Raw genomic sequence first — 19,965 nt, 5'->3', positions numbered from 1 at the left:
GGAGCGCTTCACAACGTGTCGCAACCTACGCAAGCGTAACCTGAAAGGAAGCGCGGCAAAATCGCCTGAGACACAAAGAAAGTGCGGATATCTATGCTCTCCGAATACACCACTCCCGGCGCATCCATCGAATTGGACGACGACCAGATCATCTATTCCCTGCTCACCCGGCGCATCGAACGCACCGGAACAGACACGGTGATCGCATCGAAAAAGCTCGGCCCCGGGCGCTGGCAGGACATCACCGCCGGCGAATTCCATGCATCCGTCGTCTCCGCCGCGAAGGGCCTGATCGCGCTGGGCATCGCCAAAGGCGATGCGGTGACGCTATTCTCCTCCACCCGTCTTGAATGGGGCATTCTCGACTTCGCGCTGGCTGCGGTGGGCGCGGTGAGCGTACCGATCTACGACACCGATTCCGCTTCCCAGGCGCAGCGCATCATGAACGATTCCGCGGTCAAACTTGCCATCGCCGACAACCGCGAACGTTATGACCGTCTCGATTCCGTCAAAGACAACTGCCCGAGTCTGCGTCAGATCCTCATGATCGACGGCAACGCGCTGGGCGCGCTGGAAGGGCTCGGCGTGGCGGTGTCCGACGAGGAACTGGGCGAACGCACCGCCTCCGTGCATGTCGACGATCTGGCGACCATCGTGTACACCTCCGGCTCCACCGGCCTGCCAAAAGGCGTTGAGCTCACGCACCGCAACTTCGTGAGCATCACGATCTCCGCCAGCCAGGCGCTGCACGAGATAGTCCTCGACGATCATCCACGTCTGCTGCTGTTCCTGCCGTTGGCGCACTGTTTCGCCCGGTTCATCCAGTACGCTTCCATCGCCTCCGATGACGGTGTGGTCGGCTACCTGCCGGACACGAAGTCGCTGCTGCCCGATCTGCGCAGCTTCGGCCCGACCTACCTGCTGGGCGTTCCACGCGTGTTCGAAAAGGTATATAACGCCGCCTCGCATAAGGCCGGCATGGGCTTCAAGGGGCGCCTGTTCCTGAAAGCCGCCGAGGCTGCACGCACGTGGAGCCGCAAGGAGCAGGCCGGCGAATCGCACACCATTGGCGAGATCGCCGAACATGCCAAGTACGAGGCGCTCGTATACCGCACCGTGCGTAGTGCACTGGGCCCGAACATCCGCTATGTGGCTTGCGGCGGCGCGCCTCTCTCCCTCGACTTGGCGCACTTCTACACCGGCATCGGCCTGCCGATGATCCAAGGCTACGGCATGACGGAAACCGCGGCGCCGTTCGCAGCAACCCGTGTCAACGACAATGTGATTGGCACAGTCGGCCAGCCTGCCCCCGGCTCATCCGTACGTATCAGCGAGGACGGCGAGCTGCAGGTCAAGGGGCCGAACGTGTTCCGCGGCTACCATAATCTGCCGGAGAAGACCGCCGAAGTGTTCACCGAGGACGGCTGGCTGCGCACCGGCGATCTGGCAAGCATCGACGACGCCGGCCGCATCAGCATCACCGGGCGTAAGAAAGACATCATCATCACCGCAGGCGGCAAGAACGTCTCCCCCATCCCGTTGGAGGAGGAAATCAGCAAATGCCCGATCGTGGAGCATGCCGTGGTAGTCGGCGACCAGCGGCCGTTCATCGGCGCATTGATCACGCTCGACCCGGAGACGTTGGCGCAGTGGCTGCCGAAGCATGATCTTTCCGCCGACACCCCGCTGGATCGCCTGGCATTGAACGCCGCGGTGCATGATGAAATCCAGCACTACGTGGATGCGGCGAATAGCACAGTCTCCCGCGCGGAATCGGTGCGCAAGTTCGTGGTGCTTGACACCCAGCTCACGCAGGAGAACAAGTGCCTGACACCGAGTCTGAAGGTCGTGCGCCCAGCGGTGAACCGTGTGTTCGCCGAAGTGATCGACCGCGATCTGTACGGCGGCAAGCGCTGATTCAGTCTTTGTTACGCATTGCGCCCTGTGCGCCGGATGTTGCCGGCGCACAGGGCGCAATGCGTTTGCCGGGAATAGCCGTTACTTTCCGGCTGCTTGAACGTCCTGCCGGTTATTCAGCTCACTGGCCATTGCCGGTGCTCTGAGTGCTGCCGGCAGTGTTCCCATTCCCCGAGCTGCTGCCTGTGCCGGTGCCGTTCTGGCTGCTATTGGCGCTGCCATTGCTTCCGGCATTTTCTCCACCGGCGCCGGCGGAATCGGGCTTGGAGTCGGAATCGTTGCCACCGGTGTTCTGTTGCCCGCCGGTATTGGTGTTGTTCTGATTCTGGCCGTCGTTGTATGTGCCGTTGTCATACCCGTTGTAGCCATCGGTGTTGTAGCCGTAAGTGTTGCCGTAAGTGCCATAGCCGTACGTGCCGTCGTTTCCGCTAGCGCTCTGCGATGTCGCAGCGCTCATGGAATTCTCCACCTTATCGCTTGCCGATCTCAGTGCGGAAAGAGCACTGGTAATAGCGGCATCATCCGTACTGTTCTTCGAAATCAGGGCATTCGCGGCGTCAATCGCTTCTTGCAATGCACTACGTGTGGATTCGTCACTCACCGCGCCCTTGCTGTTGTCCATCAGATCTTGGGCGGTGGCGACCGCATCCTTAAGCGAATTGAAGCCCATGGCCGTCTTGCTGATGTTCACTGCGGAAACCGCCTTGCGGATCGCCTCGGCGCTCCTGTTCATATCGGTGGTCTGCGTTTCCATGCTCTTGGTGCCGTTCTTCAGTTCGGTCAGCGAACGGCTTGCGGCACAGCTTTGCGCTTCGCCGTAATGCCCGGCGTTGTTCACCTGCTGCTTCAGCTGCTCTATGGTCGTGGCGTCCGTGACTTGCGACGCGGTGATCGACTGGGCGCTTTCGGCACTCTTCAATGCCGCGTTCAACGCCTTCTTCGCCTTGCCATACTGTTCTGATGCCTCGGAGCAGGCTGCCACGGCATCATCGTGTTTCCCGGACTGGCCGCCCTTCCACAGCACGAAGCCGCCGATTCCTACCACCAACACGATCGCCAGCACCACGATGGTGATGATGGTGTTCCTTCTGCGCGTTCCGGCACGCTTACCGGATGCGGAACGCCTTGAACCCGAACCGGAATCCTCCGATTCGCTCACATTGTCCAACTCCTCGGCGCCACCGACCACTGGCGGCAATGTGACGGTCTGCTCACCGCCGAAGACTTGCGCTTGATCCGGCTGCTGTTCCACGGTCACCGGCGTTGCGGGCATGTGATCAAGGGGATGCGTCCCTTCCGAAGATGCCGTTTCCGGCAGGAACACGGTGGCATTCCCCTGCGAATCGGGTTCCTCATCGGTATCGCGGCTTTCGGGTTCGTTCGCATCGGATGCACCCGTGGTATCCGCACCAAGAGCACTCAGAATATTGCGCTTCGGAGCGGCATGACGCGGCCCCTTCTCCGCTTCCGCCGCAAAATCCGGAAAGGTAAGCGGCTCGAAATCCCAAGAGCTGTCGACAATATCACCCGACACCACGGGCGATTCAACCCGTTCGCCCTGCTTGTCCGTCTTCTGCTGATTCTGTACCGCCGGAAAACTGAGATTCAGAGGCTCCCCCGTGAATTTCTGCTCGTCCATGTACTGCCTTACGTTCTGTTCTCATCCTGCCCTCAGGCATATTCCGTCGGTTAGTTTAGTCGAACGAGGAACGGCATCCCCATGCCCCATCATTTCTTTTCACATATCGCAACATTCGCCGTCGGCTCTTGGCAACTTCCCTATCGAATATGCAAAGGGCGGCACCCCAAGTAAGGCACCGCCCCAATGATTCCGCATGTCTTAAAGCAAATCAGTGTTTTCTGCCTCGCCTTGCAGCACTGCGCTTCGCCCCATCCTCATAGTAGTAATAATAGGCCTCATTGTGGCTTTTCTTCGGATTGGCGAAGTTGAACACGAAGCCCAGCACCGGCACCTTGGCGGTACGCAGCGAATCCGCGACCTCCTCAAGATTCTTCTTTCGGCACAAGCCTCGGGCGGTAACGAGAATAATACCGCTGGTCCAACTGCCGAATACGATGGCATCGTTGGAAACGGTGAGCGGCGCGGTATCGATGATCACGTAATCGTATTGCAGCAGCGCCTGGTCGACCAGCATTTTCATCATGTCGGAATTCAGCAGCAGGCTGGCATTGGCCGGGCGTTTGCCCGCCGGGAGGATATGCAGGTTGGGCTTCCAGTAATTCTGCACCACATCGACCGGCGCCATCTGCCCGGACAGCACATGTGCCAAACCGACGTTGCCCTCGATGCCCAGATGGTGGGCCACGGATGGGTGGCGCAGATCGGCGTCGATAAGCAGCACCTTCGCGCCGTTCTCGGCAAGTACGGCAGCAGTATTGACGGCCGTGGTGGTTTTGCCTTCGCTGGGCGACGTGGAGGAGATGACCAGAAGCTGGCCATAACCGGGCGTCTTGTTGACTTCCAGGAATTTGATGTTCGTACGGATACGTCGGTATTCCTCGGTTACCGAGCCATTGGGTTCGGTGATGATGACAGGACGCGTGCCTTCCAAAGCCTCGTTCTTCGGTATGGAGCCGAGCGCGGAGGCATGGACGATGCCCCGCACGTCGGAGGCTTCCTCGACCTTGGTGCGCAATAGGTCCTTCAACAGAGCGGCAATGATACCGACAATCAGACCAAGGACTACGCCGGCCGCGATGCATAGCTTCTTATTCGGGGCACTCGGTTCCTGAGGCGTGGCGGCACGCTGGACCACTGTCAATTTAATGGGCGCAGCAGCGCCTTTGGCATATAGGTCATGCTCGACGATAGTACGAAGGGAATCCGCGACGGCATTAGCTATGGTTGCCGACTGTTTGGCGTCACCGGCAGTGGCAGTGATATTCACAAACGCGGTATTGGAAGGATTCGACACGGTAAGCTGATTGCTCAAATCCTTTACGGAAACGTCAAGACCGAGCTGGGAGATAACCGGCTTCAGCACCGTTTCGGTAGTGGCAAGCGTCGGATATGATTTGATTTGATTGGATACGTAGGTTCCGCCAGTATTCTGCTGCGTAATGTCGTCAGAATTACCGCCATCCTGCGCAGCGTTATAGGTGGCAATCACCTGTGCCGTTGCAGAATATTGAGGTGCCGCGAGAAAAGCATACGCACCGGCAACACCGACAATCACCGCAAAACAAATCGCTGCCGTAGCGATATGTTTACGGATAATCACAACTATATCCGCGAAAGTAATCCCCGAAGGTCTGCTACCATCCGAGATGCCTTGCCCACTTTCCTGATTCTCATTCTCTTCAGCCACAGCAGTCCCTTCTTATTTTCCTCGCTCAAAAGTGTAACAATGCCCTCAAACCATTCACGGCTTGAGGGCATTCATCGGAAAAAAATCAAGCGTTCTTCTTGCGGCCACGCTTCTTCATGGTTCCGGAGGTCGCCGCATCAATGTCGAAGATGATGACCTTTTCCTCGACGTGAATCGTGCCGGCAACGGACTTGTACGCAACCTCGCCCTCGGAAGCCTGCGGAAGTTCGAAGTACTTATGCAGGGCTTCAAGCACCACCGCTTCCTTAATATTCACAGAGGCGGTCTGCTTGCCTTCCGGCTTGCTGAACTTCACTGCGTTGGCGCTTTTCGCGTTACAGGCCTGCACGGCAATCTGGCGGGTCTTGTCGTTGATAAGAATCTTGACATATGCGGGGTAGCCAAGATCCGCTGCAGTGGCCTTATTGAAACGTGCGACGGATTCAGTAACCGTCATCACGGCCTTTCCCGTTGGAACGGACATGTTGATTTCCTCAAATCCCTGAAGCAATGCCATATTTTTCCTTTTCTTTGCCAATATCTATGGCGCCATGCACCAACACTGCAACTTGATTGCATATACAATTGAGTTGCGTTTTCTTCACTATTTAACAACAGGTTTTGCTGGTAAAGCAACTCTCATTACCAACAACGAATTCTGTTTTACACGCATAATACTTTTTAAATACCACTCCATAAGCGCATTCTTTTAATAACAGACATTTCTGCAAAAATACTTGACCGAACTGCCATTGATAACGTTCTCTTCCACAACGCATTGATTTCACATACGCTACACAAATCACGACAAACGCCAACGTTTTCATCGTTCCATCAACCGCACCGTCCATAAACCGACACCTTCCGGCAGAAGCGCGGCACATAGACCAATAACCGCAAGGACTACAGCGGATTCAGAATTAGACAAACCAGATGAAATCGCATGCATACCACCATCATCAAACGTTGAAAAATATGATATTCTTGATAACGCGTATATCACGCGAACGTTATCAAGGGAGATAGGATCAGACACAGCGCCGTGCTGCACGCCCCAACAGGGAACACAGCCACGGAAGGAAGCGGCTTCCCAGCAACTTCCATCGCTGCGACTGCATCCCTATATCAGGGAGGGCCGATGAAGGCTAGAGGTAATCAGCCAGACGGCAGAGAAGATATGCATTCTTCGACACACTGGCATGCCCCGACGCATGAGAAAATCCGTGCGTATCACAAGAAGAACACCATTTGGAAGAAGCTTGCCGTAAGCGTGGCCGCAGTAGCCACCGCCATCGGCGGCGTCACCGTCACCACTTCGGCGGCACAGGCCGCCACGAACCGCGACAGCTACGCCGATACCGTGGAGAACTCCACGTTCCAGGCCGCACGTGCCAAGTACGGTCTGGCGGAGCAGATGAGCGAAGGCGCCACGCTGCATGCGTGGGAATGGTCGTTCAAGACGATCGAACAGCACATTCCGGAAATCGCGGCAGCCGGCTACACCTCCGTGCAGACCGAGCCGATCTCCGCCATCCACACCGGTAATAAGGGCAAGATCTTCACCGAGAACTGGTACTACGTGTACCAGCCGACCGACACCACCATCGGCAACTGGGTGATGGGTTCCGAATCCGATCTGAAGAGCCTGTGCGCCACCGCACACAAGTACGGCGTGCGCATCATCGTGGACGTGGTCGCCAACCATATGACCGCCACCTGGAATGCCATCGCGGATCGTTGGAAGAAGTCCGACCTGTACCATCACGACTGCAACGACGGCGACGTACAGGACTACAACAACCGTTACCAGGTGACACACTGCAAGCTGCTCAGCTTGTACGACATCAACACCTCGAAGACCGAGACCGCCAACATGATGCATGATTACCTCGTGCAGGCGGTGAACGACGGCGTGGATGGCTTCCGTTTCGACGCGGCCAAGCATATCGAGCTGCCAAACGAATATGACGGCTCCCAGTATTGGAATATCGTGTTGAACAACGGCGCCCAATTCCAGTACGGCGAGGTGCTGCAGGATTCCATTTCCCATGATGCCGATTACGCCAAGCTGTTCGCCAACAACAGCCGTCATGGCGGCGGTGTGACCGCTTCCTACTACGGTGTCAAGCTCCGCGGCGCGTTAAGCTCGAAGAATCTGAATGCTGGCAACCTCAACAATTGGGACAACGCCGCAGGTGGCAACAATCTCGTTTCCTGGGTGGAATCGCACGATAACTATTCCAACAAGCCCGACGATTATGGCGCGTCCATGAAGATGAGCGAATGGGAAATGACTATGGGGTGGGGCGTAATCGGCTCCCGCTCCCAGACCATGCCGCTGTACTTCGATCGACCTGTCGGCTCCGGCGGCAACCAGCCGCAGTTCGCGGAGAAGAGCCAGCTCGGCGATGCCGGCTCCGACTCTTGGAAGGATTCGCAGGTTGTAGCGGTGAATCACTTCCGCAACAAGATGAACAATGCCAAAGCCAAGGAATACATGCGCAACTGCGGTGACAATTCCTGCCTGATGGTCGAACGTTACATCAAGGACGGCAACGCCGATTCCGATGGCGTGACCGTGGTGAACATGAATGGCGATAAGTCGCTGGCTGGCACCGAGACCACGCTGGATGACGGCACCTACACCGACCAGGTGAATGGCGGAACGCTGACCGTCTCCGGTGGCAAGATCACCTCCGGCACCGCCAAGGGTGGCAAGATCAGCGTGTTCTACAACAGCAATCTTGCCAGCGTCTCCGCTAACCCGACCGGCGGTTCCTTCAAGACCGACACCACTAAGGTGACGCTGCACGCCTCCAACGTGACGAGCGCCTCCTACACCACGTCCGAAGGCAGCTCCGGTTCCTACCAGGATGGCGACACCATCGCCATCGGCGCTAAGACCGCGGTCAACGGCATCATCACCCTGAAATTGCAGGGCACCGATAAGGACGGCAAGACCGTCTCCGCCGAATACACCTTCACCAAGAAGGATCCGGCAGCCGTCAGCATCGCCTACGCCAAGAAGCCGAGCAACTGGTCGAACCTGTACGCCTACGTGTACGTGGACGATTCGAGCGCGGCAACGCTCAAGCAGAACGCAAAGTGGCCCGGCGTGGCAATGACGAAGGTCTCCGCAGGAGACAGCTGCGGCAAGGATGGCGAATACAAGTACGAAATCCCTGACGGATTCGACGAGAACGTCCGCATCATCTTCAACGATGGCAATGCCACCAACACGCTGAAGTATCCTGCCGATACCGCCGAAGGCGAGGATGCGGCTGGCCTGTCCATTGACGGCACCTACGCTTGGAACGGCGATACCACCGCTTCCGGCACATGGACGGCTCGTAGCTGCGCCGTTGTTACCGTGAACTCCGTGAAGATCAACCAGAAGGACTTCACTACCGACCTCACCAATGGCGCAAAGACCATCAAGCTCACCGCCACCACCGATCCGGCTGGCGTGAATGTTTCCTGGTCCTCCTCCAACGAAGCCGTTGCGAAGGTCGCATCTGACGGCACGGTCACTCCGGTGAAGGCGGGTACTGCCAAGATCACCGCGAAGTCCGGAGGCAAGTCCGCCTCGATCACCGTCACGGTGACCGGCGTCCCTCCGCTGGATCCGGTCGGGAAGAACACGATCTACGCGACCAAGCCTTCGGGCTGGGGCGACCTGTACGCGTACGTGTACACCGGCGACGGCGCGACCGCGGCGAACAACGCGGCCTGGCCCGGCGTGAAGATGACCGCCACGACGGCATCGGACGGCTGCCGGCAGGCGAACGCGTACAGGTACGCGGTGCCGGACGATCTCGCCAAGGGCGCGAAGGTGATCTTCAACGACGGCGGCTCCAACCAGTACCCGGGTTCCCGCGAGCCGGGCATCGCATATGACGGCGGCATCGTGAAGTGGGACGGCGCCACCGCCGCCCTGCCCGCGCTTGACTGCCCGACCGATGTTCCGGTCACGTCGGTGTCCATCTCCGGTCCGGGCGTGAAGGACGGCAAGGCCACGGTCAGGAGGAACGCGTCGCTACAGCTGGCCGCCACGGTCAGCCCGGGCAACGCGACCGACAGGACCGTGGCGTGGAAGTCCGGCGACACGGCCGTGGCCACGGTCGACAAGGCCGGCAAGGTGACGGGCGTGAAGGCCGGCAAGGCCACGATCACCGCGACCGCGGGCGGCAAGAGCGCCAGCGTCGAGGTCACGGTCGAGGAACCCCAGACCACCGTGCAGATCACGTTCGACGCCGCCGCCGACCTCAAGGCCGGCGAGACCCTGTACGCCGTGGGCGACTGGGGCCAGGGCAAGGGCAAGATCTGGAACCGCGCGGGCGGCGTCAGGCTCGCCGGCGCCGACGGCTCCTACACCGGCACCACGACCGTCGCCAAGGGCCACTCCGTGACCGCCCGCCTCGTGAAGGTCACCGCCGACGGCAAGACCGAGTGGGATAAGATCGGCGACATGAAGGCCACCGCCGACTCGTCCAAGACCGTCAGCCTCAAGTGGGACGAGAACGCCGGCAAGACCGTGGGCATCACGATCAACGCCGCCGCCGACCTCAAGGCCGGCGAGACCCTGTACGCCGTGGGCGACTGGGGCCAGGGCAAGGGCAAGATCTGGAACCGCGCGGGCGGCGTCAGGCTCGCCCAGAGCGGCAGCATCTACACCGGCACCGCCAAGGTGGACAGAAACCACGCCATGACGTTCCGTCTGATCAAGGTCGACGCCAGCGGCAGGACCACATGGGACCCGACCACGGACCGCAAGACCACCGCCGACAAGACCAAGAGCATCGGCGTGACTTGGAGCATCAACAAGGTCAACGAGGATGGAAGCATCCCCGATGGCAACGAGTTCTACATCACCGGAAAGGGTGTGGAGAACGGCAAGCTCACCATGCAGGCCCATCATCTCGCCGAGCTTAACCTCGTTGGAGCCAGCACTTCCGACAAGGTGACTTGGTGGTCCGATAGCGCTGCGGTCGCGGTCTCCGGCACCGGCACCGTGTACGCCGTGCAGAAGGGCGCCGCCAAGGTAAGCGCCAAAGTCGGCACCAAGATTGCTTCGGTAGATATTACCGTGGAAGACAATTCCGTCAACAAGGTCAGCTCCGTAACCATTACCGGAGACGGTGTGTCCAATGGCAAGCTCAGCATCGTAGCAGGAAAAAATATCCAGTTGAACGCTACTGTGCTGCCGGAGAACGCCACCAACAAGACGGTGTCCTGGACATCATCCAACTCCTCGGTCGTCAACGTGATGGGCACTGGTGTTTTAACTACCGCTAAGGCAGGTACAGCCACCATCACAGCCACGGCCGATGGTGTCAGCGCCAAGGTCGCCGTCACTGTAACGGCCGCGCCAAATCCTTTCAATGATGATATCGTCATCGCCGGCGCCGAGAGCGGCAAAGTAATCGGTTCCGAGCAATTCCAACTCACCGCCCGTGAGAAGGATGGCAGCAGCTTCGCAAACGTGGAGTGGAGCATTCCTGACACCAATCTGCTGATGTTCATCAACAAAGGGTTTTCCAAAACGACCACAGGCCGTACTGTAGGTCTCAAAGCTCAGTACGATCTGTCCCGACACGACTACGTCGACACTGTTATCTCAGTCAAGGCGACTCGAACCGACGGCACTGTGTTGACCGCACAGAAGAAGATCTCTGTTGGAGGTTCTGATTCCGTTTCAGACTCAGACCCCCTTGACTCACTCACTCCGAGTGCCGACGGTCTGACGAAAACCGGCGACAATGAATACACCATTACCATTCCAGCCGGCTCGTCAAAGCACGTGTCCGTCACAGCCCTCCCAAGCAACGCCCGTCAGCTGCCCTTGTGGAAGGAACTCGGCGGAGATGATACCGTAGCCACTGTTGATGCCGACGGTACCATTTACGCCCATAAGGCAGGCACCTTCGCGACTAGCGCCAATAACTACAACCGCTACTTCCAGCTCACTGTTGTAGTGGAATAATCACACACCAATAAGTGAAGGCTCGGTCCGCATGCCAGCGGAACCGAGCCTTCACTTATTTCATGCCGAGGAAAATGTCAGGGTTGATATCAGATCAGAAATCCAATCATCTCATTCGGCATCAGTTTTCTTGGCGCGCAACGCTTTTCTTCAGATAAGCAATCGAGCGGTCTCGCATGCTCTGCAAAATCGCATCAGCGCCTGCCGAATAATCAATCGCAGTTCCATTTTTCACTTCAGCAGACGGAATCTGAGTGAAGTCGGTGATAATGCGATCCGTCAATCCCAATTCCTGCAATACCTGTCCACGACGGGTGCCCAGCTCATGCTCTTTCGTACCTTCGGTGTAAACCCAGAAAGTCTTATGGAAGTTGATGGAGAACAGCGTTCCATGATAGGAATCGGTAAGCACCGCCTGAGCATAGCGCATCAGAGAGAGGAATTCCTCAGGACCGGCTTCCAGCACATTAATCAATTCCGCACAGTTCGGCACATTGCCTGCCATCGGCGTCAACACCGCAATACGCATGCCGATACGCTGGGACAGCTCCTTCAACTGATTGAAGACGCCCACCGCCCGCTTGGGGCGCAGCAGAGAATAGAACAATAGATAGGGCGTCTCCCCTATCGTCTTGCCAGCAGGCACATGTTCCAGCCATTCATCGGACGTCAGCAGAAGCGTCGGATCGCATACATGTTCCACATGCTTTCCACTTACTCGTTCCAGCTTGCCACATGCGGACCGTTCCCGCGCAGACAATGCATCGAATCGGGCAAGTGCCGGACCGATGCGATCGAGTTCCTCATCGGTCATGGTGGCCGGTGAGGAGGCATAGGAGATCTTCCTACACTGCGCCCATGCAAGCAGATAGGGATCCATATACTTCCAACCCACATGTTCCAGCTCATTGGAATGCTTGTTGATGATCTGATCGCTGCCGCTGACGGCCACGTCGAACGCATCAGCCAATTCGCCAAGTTCCTCCGGCTCATGGTACTGATTCTGACTCAACCGCATATGCTCGAGGATGAACCGTTCAAAGCGTTCCATCCTCGATTTGCGTTTACCGGCCACCGGAAGCATAGTCATGTCGGCAAGCGTCGATTTGAGTCCCTGCCCGCGGAAGTACAGATTACGGTAGTACCGCTCGCCTTCCTCGGACCGGTAGTCGATCATGGTGACGTGGTGCCCCATGCTGGCAATCTTCGTCTGTGTTGCGTATGCCTGCAACACCGATCCATAATTGTAGGCCGCATGGTAGGTGATGATTCCCACGTTGAGCGGATGACCGGCCATGTTGTTTCCTTTCTTCCCGAATACCGTTTGCCTATGAACTTGATGGACCCTGATGGGTTCAATCACCGAATTGCCTATGGCGCACCCACGCTATCGCGGCACTGGCGCAATACAGATTCCATTTCATAGAGAAGAGCGCCGCTTGCCTGGTCAGAGGGAAGCGCCCTCCATGGTATCCGCGTAGCGGCATGCGGAATATCGGCAGATTCAAGGTCTGTCGATATTGCTTTCTCCGTTCGCCGTGATTCCATGGCGCGTTCGGATTGAACAGGTAGTTGATCATGATGATGGTCAGATGAAACAGCGCATAATCGTCAAGACATTCAACGCACTGTTTTCTCAATGCCGGCTGGTCGATTCGAGCTACCGTGGCGTTCAATGCCTTGATCCCTGCCACCGTGCGCTGCACGTAATCGGTTCGGAAAGTCCTGACTGCGGATTCCGCATTCCTACGGTATTCATATGCCATTGAGTCCACATATCCGATGCGTTTCGCCGCCATGCAGGCACGAAATGCGTATTCGGCGTCTTCTCCAAGGCTTAGCAATTCGTTGAATCCTTGGATTCCATGCAGTACTGGCGCAGCATACAGTTTGCCCCATGCCAAGGCTATTCCCTTTTGCGGGCGAAGCATGTCCAGGCAAAAACCGTCACGTTCCTCCCCGTTAAAAACCTTGTCGACCGTCAGATAATGATGCTCTTCCGCCTCGCCGTTTGACGCATCGTCCAATACGCTGCGATATGCGCCCATCACCACATCGCAACGATGCCGCCGCGCGAAGTCAAGCAGACTCTCGACGGCGTGATCGGGCAATACATCATCGGCATCCACAAACATCGCCCATTGCCCAGCGGCCATACCAATTCCCGCATTGCGAGCCGCAGATACGCCTGCATGGCCAATGGTAGCGGTACGTACCGTAACCGTTGGGAACTCCCAGTCTTCCACAACCGTACCGTCGAATTCCGGATCGCCATCGAATATGATGACCGCCTCCATCAGAAAACCATTCCCCCGTTGCTTGGCGAGGCTTTCCACGCAGTTACGAAGCACCGACAATGGCGTTCCATATACCGGTATGATGACGCTGACAAGATCCGTCATGGTTATCTCAATTCACGGGTAATGATTTCAGGCTTGTACCTGAAGGAGATCGGCGATTCGATGGATTCCGGGAAATTACCTATTGCGACAAACGCTATCAGCACCTCGTAGTCGGGAATCCCCAGAAGATTACGAATATCATGCTCCTGTTGTTTGCGCATCATCGTGTTCAGCGGGCATGATGCAAGAGATTCGTATTCAAGCGCCGTAAGAAACGCCATGGTGAACAATCCGCCATCGATATATGGCTCGTTGCGTTCCTCCACGCTCACGAAGCTGCGCACGTCAACACTAATCAGGGCAAGCAGCGGGGGCATATCATAGCCGCGCCATCCTCCTTGCAGTTTCAGCGCATGCTCGATGAGCTTCGGGTTTTGAACAAGCAGAATGCGGTATGCCTGACGATTGCACACGGAGGGTGTCTTCATGGATAGTGCAATCGCATCGTGCACAGCCTGCATGTTGACCGGAGTGCCGGCGTATTCGCGGACACTGGTGCGCTGCGCGAACAACGTTGCATAATTCTTTGTCTTATTGTCAAGCTTGTCCGAAGCCCGAACGATTTTGACTCCTGCGTTGCCCTCGTTACCGCACGCCTTATCGGCGGAAGCAACCTCATCGGCAAACCATTCGCTAACGAATTGAGGAATCTGCTTACCTATGGCGCGATGCTTATGCACATACGCCCGAACCACATTCTGTGCCGCATGGTAGGTCACATCGTCCACTGGATAGCCAAGTTCACGCCATCGTTCCATCATGGCTTTCAGCTCAATGAATGCCGATCTTCCGAAGCCTGAACGGAAATGCTTATGCGACAATCCCTTCTCGATGCGGTGAATGTAGTACACCATTGTTCCCCGCAGCTGCTCGAACCGCTCATCGTTCCATTGCCCAGCGCAATTGTTCAGGAAACGCTTGCGCTGCCCGGAATAATACGATGCCAGTTTTATGTTCGCCTTATTCCGCTGCAGCAATTTCCACACACGTTGAGGCACAATGGCCTTGATCTGCTGCTTAACGCCCATTTGTCGTCACCTTTCCTGCAGTTGCGGCATAGCCGCCTGCAACTCGCCCACGACTCTTCTTGTGTAATATCCTCCACGCAGTTGCGCGCCTAATTCGCCAGCCCTTTTCGTCATCGAAAGATACTCTTCCTTGTCTATGGTACGTTCCACCTGCACGGCTTCCCGCATGCTATCCACCGCGAAACCAACACCGTGCTGCGTGACGAACGATGCCAACGCCGCCTTGTTCCATATGATTACCGGTTTATCGGAAGCAAGATACAGCGAAAGCTTGTGCGGATTGTTCACGGCCAGATATTTGCCATAGAATCCCGTGCACGTTTCCGTACTGTCGCCATCCCAGATAAGTCCGAACCTCCCCTGGAGCTTGCCCGGCAGCTCGTCGGGAGCATACATGCCCCGGTACCATGCGGAAGGGCCCTGCTTCTCATCGAATTTCGGTCCGTAGAGATTGATGTCCGCGTCAGGGAATTGCGTGGCGAGCCGATATATATACCCGGCTTTCTCATGGCTGAGATTACCCGCTATGTCGATACCGTGCCGCGCCTCCGGAGGAATCGGCGTGACCGTTGGAAGCAGGTAGTCGAAAACACCGATCTCCTTGATCGGCGCCGTGGCACCATATTCGCGCAGCACCTTGCTCATGCGTGGATTGTGGCTGATCAGCATATCCGCTTCCGCAACCCATTGCTTATCGAAATCAGTGAACGAGTAACCGCGCAGACTTTCCAAATCATGCACCAGCATAATGAAACGCACACCTCGGGTTTTCATCCTGCGTATAGAGGGCAAGGCATACAGGGATACCTTGTTGTACATGATCAGTGGGAACTGCACCAGCACCACATCACCTGACTGGACAACACGCTCCAATCGTTTCCAATCGGCTATGGTGTAACCGACGCATAGCAGCTTGTCGAAGTACCCTTTGTTCTCGCCCGGATGGACTTCGAAGGGCTGCCATGCTTCCTGTTCAAGCAGCCGGCGGATATCGTCACGCGCCTTGGAACCAGCGTGGGCATGGTGCAGGGAACGTTCGCAAATCACATACTTCGTCATATCCGATCCTTCACTCCTGTGGTTTGAACCGATTAATCACCGGCTGAATCATACTCATCAGAAACTGTTCGTGGCATACAGCGAGCGATGCGCCATATACGATGCCGAACACCACGCCGCCGCCAAGAAGCCATGCGAATGCGTTCCATGCAGCGGCATTGCCCAATGCCAACACGCATTGCGTTACAACTCCCGAAAGCAGCGCACAAAGGAAGATGCGAATCGGATCGACCAGTTCGCGAATCCCTTTAAGAAAATCACGGCATACATACGAGCGCATGACGAACATCAACGCCTCACACAGCGAAATGCTCACCGCCGATCCGATCACACCGAATCTTGGAATCAAAAGAAGATTCGCAATGATGGCCAAAGCGAGACCGATGACGTTGACAGTAGCCCAACTACGCTCTCTGCCTTTGGAAATCATGTAATTGGCGAGCACGATGTTCATGGCGGAGAACATCACGGCAAAGCCGACGCATCGCAGCGGGAACACCGATCCGGTGAAATCGGGCCCGCCGAGCAACGCCACGATCGGATCAGCAAGCAGTATCAGCAATGCGATAATCGCAGAGCCGAACACCATGACGAAATTCATGTTCTTCGCAATGAGCTCGCTCGCACGACGTTCCTTGTTTTGTGCCTGGTAGTAAGACAATCGTGGAAGCATAACGTTGCCGACCGAATTGACGGCGGTCACCAACACGGATTTGATTTTGGAGACAAGCTGGTACAAGCCAACCATGTTTGTCGTACCGAGGAAGCCAAGCATGACGATGTCGACCTGGATGTACATTCCGGACGAGATGGATGCGATCATGAACCACAGCATCGGCTTGAAATGCCGCGTCACATCGAGCTTGGCGCCGTCATGCAGATCGATGAACTTACGAAGCCTCAACAGGTTGAGGATATTGGATCCATAGCCGGCCACCACGACGATGAGACCGTAGATCACATAATCGCCGCGCTGCCTGACGAACGCGAACATAAGCACCAAAGCCAAAAGTTTGAAACAGACGCTTCGCACGGTGATGTACTCGTACTGCTCCAGTGCCTGATAAAACCATTCCACTCCAAACGACGCCAGCCAGATGGAAAGCCCGAACAGCAGGAACAATTCGAATTGCGCGTTCATCTTCGGCACGGTGAGCAGGCAGGCCACATACACAATGCTGACCACAGTGGTCGAACATCCAAGAATGACCAGCAACTCCTTGACGGTTCGCGAGAGCTCAGCACGATCATCGCGAACGCTGGCGCATGCACGCACCCCGTAATATGTAACACCCAGCAATGCCACTAGCGAGAAATACGAGGAAACCGACTGGGCGAATGCGACATGCCCGGTACCGCTCGTGGAAAGCACGCGCGAAACGTATGGAACAGTGATCAGCGGGAATATCAACGATGATGTGGTGACAATCATGTTCATCAACACGTTGAATTTGACGGAACGAATGCGTGGTGTACTGCCCTTACCACTACATACGGCCTTATCTGCCGCCTCCCAACGCTTCACCTGATGTTCTCCTTCATATCAGAGGACTTTGCAGAATAGTGCCTTTCCTCACCGGCAGCTATGCCATGCCCGAGGATAATATTGGTCAGGAGAATAAGCGCAATCCAGATAATGATGTTCTTCAGCATAATTTGATTAAGCATGGTGGACATCCATCGGTTGGAGAAAAAGCTGAAAGCGCAGCAATAACTGATAGCCCCATACAACATCATGGATAGAGGAACGCTACCGCTTCCATACTGCAACGCGTAGACCGTGCTTTCATAACACAATTGGGAAAGCGCTGCGATAAAAGCAACAGCAAGCATGGCACCGGCAATTCCCCAATCGAAAATGAATGCATAATATGTGGTGAACACATTACCGAGATCCACATTCCCATATCTTTGGAACGGCTGCCAATTCAACCAGTCGAGGACAGTGTGGCCAAAAACCTGGGGGAATGAAGCAAAAGTCGATGCCAATGTCATGTCTCCCCATTTCATCGACTTCACAGCAAGGGATGGGTTCATCGAACCAGTAAGGAACGCATCCAGATTCTTCATAGGCGCCCCGATATAGATGGAAAGATACTCGTATATGGTCGACTCTCCAGGTTCACGCCCCATCAACGAAAGAAGCGGCTTGAACAAGGCCAAACCGGCCAAAACGATAATCATGAAAAAGGCAACCGTACGGAAACGTAACCGAACACCTTGCCAATGATTGTTTTGCCGACGGAAGAGAATCCAATAGGCAAAAGCCGCAACGCCCAATTGAATGAGGCTGTTTCGCCCACCCGAGATCAAAGACATTGGGATAGCTGCCAGGGCGTTGATCAGCGCAAAATAGTCCTTCTTCAACGTCCGAATTACAAAACTCCGCATAGCAAAAAACAGCCATACATACGCCATAGCGTTGGTGGATAGATACAGCAGAGAGACAATGCCGGAAATAGACACACCTTCGGTGCTGAATTTATTCAGGTGATCATACAGCCCAATAGCTTTGCTTAACGAGCCGTCACCGCCGTATGGCAACGTCAGAGCGACGATGCTCCGCGATACAACGATGAAGGACAGACATGTAAACATCAGCCCGGCAACATAAACCCATAACGGCAAAGTAATATTTCGCGGCTCTTTGTATCTCCGTGATGAAACATCACCTACCACAATCGTGTGGAACAGCGTTTTTACACCATATGCTGTAGCCATGAAGACAACCGCCCCCACCATGACGACCATGCATGTCTGTAAAGACAGATTAAAATTCCACGCCTTGTAATTAGTCAGACCATTGAAGACGGATAAAGCAAAACCCAGAACGAAGAGTATGGACGGTTCCGCGAAATCCCCTCCATACACCATCAGCAGAAGAGCCAGGAACAAAAGTAATGTAAGTAGCAGCGCAATCGAAAACATTCTTGACATGTGCTCCTAATGCGACGAAATTTCCGGGTGCCGCCGTTTATAGCAGCGGTACATCACGCTGTACAAGGCAGGAGAAACGACAAGCAGCTTCCACTGCAACAATTGGCTCCGTGACAATAATCCATATTTTTCCACCAATGGCAGCAAATTACGCAAACGGACTCGGGCATACCGTTCGAAACCAGACCATTCCTTGCGCTTATGCGCAAGGATAATGCGGTTGCAGGTGCCCACAATGGATTCCAAATGGCCATATGCCGCATATGGTTCGTCCTGAGGGTATTTTCTGCGCACCAACTCCAGCATGTTGCCGGTGGACTGGGCGAATTTATCGGTGATGCCGTGTGATTGGCTTCCTTCGGTCATCCGGTATCGATACAACGGCGCGGATTCATAGACTATGCGCTCGGCACGATCCAGAAGCTGGTAGGTCACTGGTGAATCTTCGGCATATTGGGCGTCAACCGGATATCGAAGCCCGTCAAATAATTCCTTTTTCGCCAGCTTGTCCCACGCGACCACGTAAAAATAACCATGGATGTTGACGTATTTGAACGCGTCCTCGGATGTCATCACCATCTTTTTCCCAGGCAATGCATTGCAATAGGTTTTGCCGTCCAAACCCTCACGCGCATAGGAGACAATCGACAAATCGGCATCTGCATTCTCCATGTTCCTCATCAATGTTCCGAACATGTCAGGCAGCACATGGTCATCAGAATCCACAAAACCGATATACACTCCGGCGGCGGCATCAAGACCTGTATTGCGGGCTGCTGCAAGACCGGCATTAGACTGATGGATCACGCGAATACGTGAATCGCGTTCTGCCCATGTATCGCATTTTTCACCGGACGAATCGGTGGAACCGTCATCGACCATAATGATCTCAAGATTGGCATACGTCTGGCAGACAAGGCTCTGCATGCATTGGTCAAGATACCGCTCCACATTGTAAACCGGTACGATAATACTGATCAGGGGTTGGGATGGCATTGTCATAGCACAGACTCGACTACTCGTTTTGCGCTTTTTCTTATAGAGCTCATCATGAGGAGCCGTTGTTCCCTTCTTCGTCCAATCAATAATCCCTTAGCTGGCAATCAGCACTTCAGTGCATGGATAGCGCTCAAGCCAATCGCTAGGTATGCAAGATCTTGTCAACATTCCCGAAACATCCAGGGAAAGTTTATTCGTCGGAAGCGACACGCCTATGGAAGCAGCAATCTTCTTCCTATACGAAAACATATTTTACGTGAATAAGGGCGGGCGATCTTCCGATTCGTTCTGAAAATCGCCCGCCCTGGCTC

At 55.5% G+C, this 19,965-nt stretch carries 13 protein-coding genes; 2 read left to right on the top strand and 11 right to left on the bottom strand.

What is annotated here, in order from left to right; all coding sequences use genetic code 11:
- Positions 1-93: 93 nt before the first annotated feature.
- Entirely contained in the window at positions 94-1,917 is a 1,824-nt protein-coding gene (locus BBAG_RS01200) for an AMP-dependent synthetase/ligase (RefSeq protein WP_003827548.1), read from the top strand.
- Positions 1,918-2,038: 121 nt separating this feature from the next.
- Here BBAG_RS01200 and BBAG_RS01195 read toward each other — a convergent pair whose 3' ends face one another.
- The 4 genes from BBAG_RS01195 to BBAG_RS08435 all read right to left on the bottom strand — a co-directional run bounded on the left by BBAG_RS01195 (position 2,039) and on the right by BBAG_RS08435 (position 6,097).
- Positions 2,039-3,556, bottom strand: coding sequence for a hypothetical protein (locus BBAG_RS01195; RefSeq protein ID WP_003827546.1), 1,518 nt, complete (start codon positions 3,554-3,556; stop codon positions 2,039-2,041).
- Positions 3,557-3,767: 211 nt separating this feature from the next.
- The gene (locus BBAG_RS01190) at positions 3,768-5,180 is read right to left on the bottom strand and encodes a polysaccharide biosynthesis tyrosine autokinase (RefSeq protein ID WP_081443795.1); all 1,413 of its coding nucleotides are present in this window, start codon (positions 5,178-5,180) and stop codon (positions 3,768-3,770) included.
- Positions 5,181-5,331: 151 nt separating this feature from the next.
- Complete coding sequence (locus BBAG_RS01185; protein ID WP_003827541.1) at positions 5,332-5,763, bottom strand: hypothetical protein; 432 nt, start codon at positions 5,761-5,763, stop codon at positions 5,332-5,334.
- 91 nt (positions 5,764-5,854) lie between these two features.
- The gene (locus BBAG_RS08435) at positions 5,855-6,097 is read right to left on the bottom strand and encodes a hypothetical protein (protein WP_152595341.1); all 243 of its coding nucleotides are present in this window, start codon (positions 6,095-6,097) and stop codon (positions 5,855-5,857) included.
- Between the two features lie 326 nt (positions 6,098-6,423).
- On the opposite strand from BBAG_RS08435, the gene BBAG_RS08700 reads away from it, so the two are divergent.
- Positions 6,424-11,229 (top strand): starch-binding protein, encoded by a 4,806-nt coding sequence (locus BBAG_RS08700; protein ID WP_052941860.1) that lies wholly within the window; start codon positions 6,424-6,426, stop codon positions 11,227-11,229.
- A gap of 121 nt (positions 11,230-11,350) precedes the next feature.
- Here BBAG_RS08700 and BBAG_RS01165 read toward each other — a convergent pair whose 3' ends face one another.
- Genes BBAG_RS01165 through BBAG_RS01135 form a run of 7 tightly spaced genes read right to left on the bottom strand, consistent with a single transcriptional unit; the run spans position 11,351 to position 19,651 of the window.
- A complete protein-coding gene (locus BBAG_RS01165) occupies positions 11,351-12,526 on the bottom strand; it encodes a polysaccharide pyruvyl transferase family protein (protein ID WP_152595375.1) in 1,176 nt (391 codons plus the stop codon).
- A 58-nt stretch (positions 12,527-12,584) separates the two neighbouring features.
- Positions 12,585-13,631 (bottom strand): glycosyltransferase family 2 protein, encoded by a 1,047-nt coding sequence (locus BBAG_RS01160; RefSeq protein WP_003827528.1) that lies wholly within the window; start codon positions 13,629-13,631, stop codon positions 12,585-12,587.
- Positions 13,632-13,633: 2 nt separating this feature from the next.
- Positions 13,634-14,659 carry a nitroreductase family protein gene (locus tag BBAG_RS01155; protein WP_003827527.1) on the bottom strand — a complete coding sequence of 342 codons (1,026 nt, stop codon included), beginning with the start codon at positions 14,657-14,659 and terminating at the stop codon, positions 13,634-13,636.
- 6 nt (positions 14,660-14,665) lie between these two features.
- Positions 14,666-15,718: a hypothetical protein gene (locus BBAG_RS01150; protein WP_003827524.1), complete on the bottom strand. Its 1,053-nt coding sequence runs from the start codon at positions 15,716-15,718 to the stop codon at positions 14,666-14,668.
- Positions 15,719-15,728: 10 nt separating this feature from the next.
- On the bottom strand, positions 15,729-17,243 hold the full coding sequence (locus tag BBAG_RS01145; protein WP_231855877.1) for a flippase: 1,515 nt from the start codon (positions 17,241-17,243) through the stop codon (positions 15,729-15,731).
- Positions 17,240-18,655 (bottom strand): O-antigen polymerase, encoded by a 1,416-nt coding sequence (locus BBAG_RS01140; protein ID WP_231855876.1) that lies wholly within the window; start codon positions 18,653-18,655, stop codon positions 17,240-17,242. The genes BBAG_RS01145 and BBAG_RS01140 overlap by 4 nt, the downstream gene beginning before the upstream one ends.
- 6 nt (positions 18,656-18,661) lie before the next feature.
- Positions 18,662-19,651, bottom strand: a complete 990-nt coding sequence (locus BBAG_RS01135) for a glycosyltransferase (RefSeq protein WP_231855903.1) — start codon at positions 19,649-19,651, stop codon at positions 18,662-18,664.
- Positions 19,652-19,965 lie beyond the last annotated feature (314 nt).

Origin of the sequence: Bifidobacterium angulatum DSM 20098 = JCM 7096 (genome assembly GCF_001025155.1) — a bacterium.
GTDB classification, from domain to species: domain Bacteria; phylum Actinomycetota; class Actinomycetes; order Actinomycetales; family Bifidobacteriaceae; genus Bifidobacterium; species Bifidobacterium angulatum.
Note: the sequence above shows the minus strand (reverse complement) of the source record. Positions and strands in the feature narration are given on the sequence as shown.

Bases quoted from the DNA above. Each gene is read 5' to 3' on its own strand.
- BBAG_RS01200 (WP_003827548.1), top strand. From the start codon at position 94: ATGCTCTCCGAATACACCACTCCCGGCGCATCCATCGAATTGGACGAC.
- BBAG_RS01195 (WP_003827546.1), bottom strand. From the start codon at position 3,556: ATGGACGAGCAGAAATTCACGGGGGAGCCTCTGAATCTCAGTTTTCCG.
- BBAG_RS01185 (WP_003827541.1), bottom strand. From the start codon at position 5,763: ATGGCATTGCTTCAGGGATTTGAGGAAATCAACATGTCCGTTCCAACG.
- BBAG_RS08435 (WP_152595341.1), bottom strand. From the start codon at position 6,097: ATGGACGGTGCGGTTGATGGAACGATGAAAACGTTGGCGTTTGTCGTG.
- BBAG_RS08700 (WP_052941860.1), top strand. From the start codon at position 6,424: ATGCATTCTTCGACACACTGGCATGCCCCGACGCATGAGAAAATCCGT.
- BBAG_RS01165 (WP_152595375.1), bottom strand. From the start codon at position 12,526: ATGGCCGGTCATCCGCTCAACGTGGGAATCATCACCTACCATGCGGCC.
- BBAG_RS01160 (WP_003827528.1), bottom strand. From the start codon at position 13,631: ATGACGGATCTTGTCAGCGTCATCATACCGGTATATGGAACGCCATTG.
- BBAG_RS01155 (WP_003827527.1), bottom strand. From the start codon at position 14,659: ATGGGCGTTAAGCAGCAGATCAAGGCCATTGTGCCTCAACGTGTGTGG.
- BBAG_RS01150 (WP_003827524.1), bottom strand. From the start codon at position 15,718: ATGACGAAGTATGTGATTTGCGAACGTTCCCTGCACCATGCCCACGCT.
- BBAG_RS01140 (WP_231855876.1), bottom strand. From the start codon at position 18,655: ATGTCAAGAATGTTTTCGATTGCGCTGCTACTTACATTACTTTTGTTC.
- BBAG_RS01135 (WP_231855903.1), bottom strand. From the start codon at position 19,651: ATGCCATCCCAACCCCTGATCAGTATTATCGTACCGGTTTACAATGTG.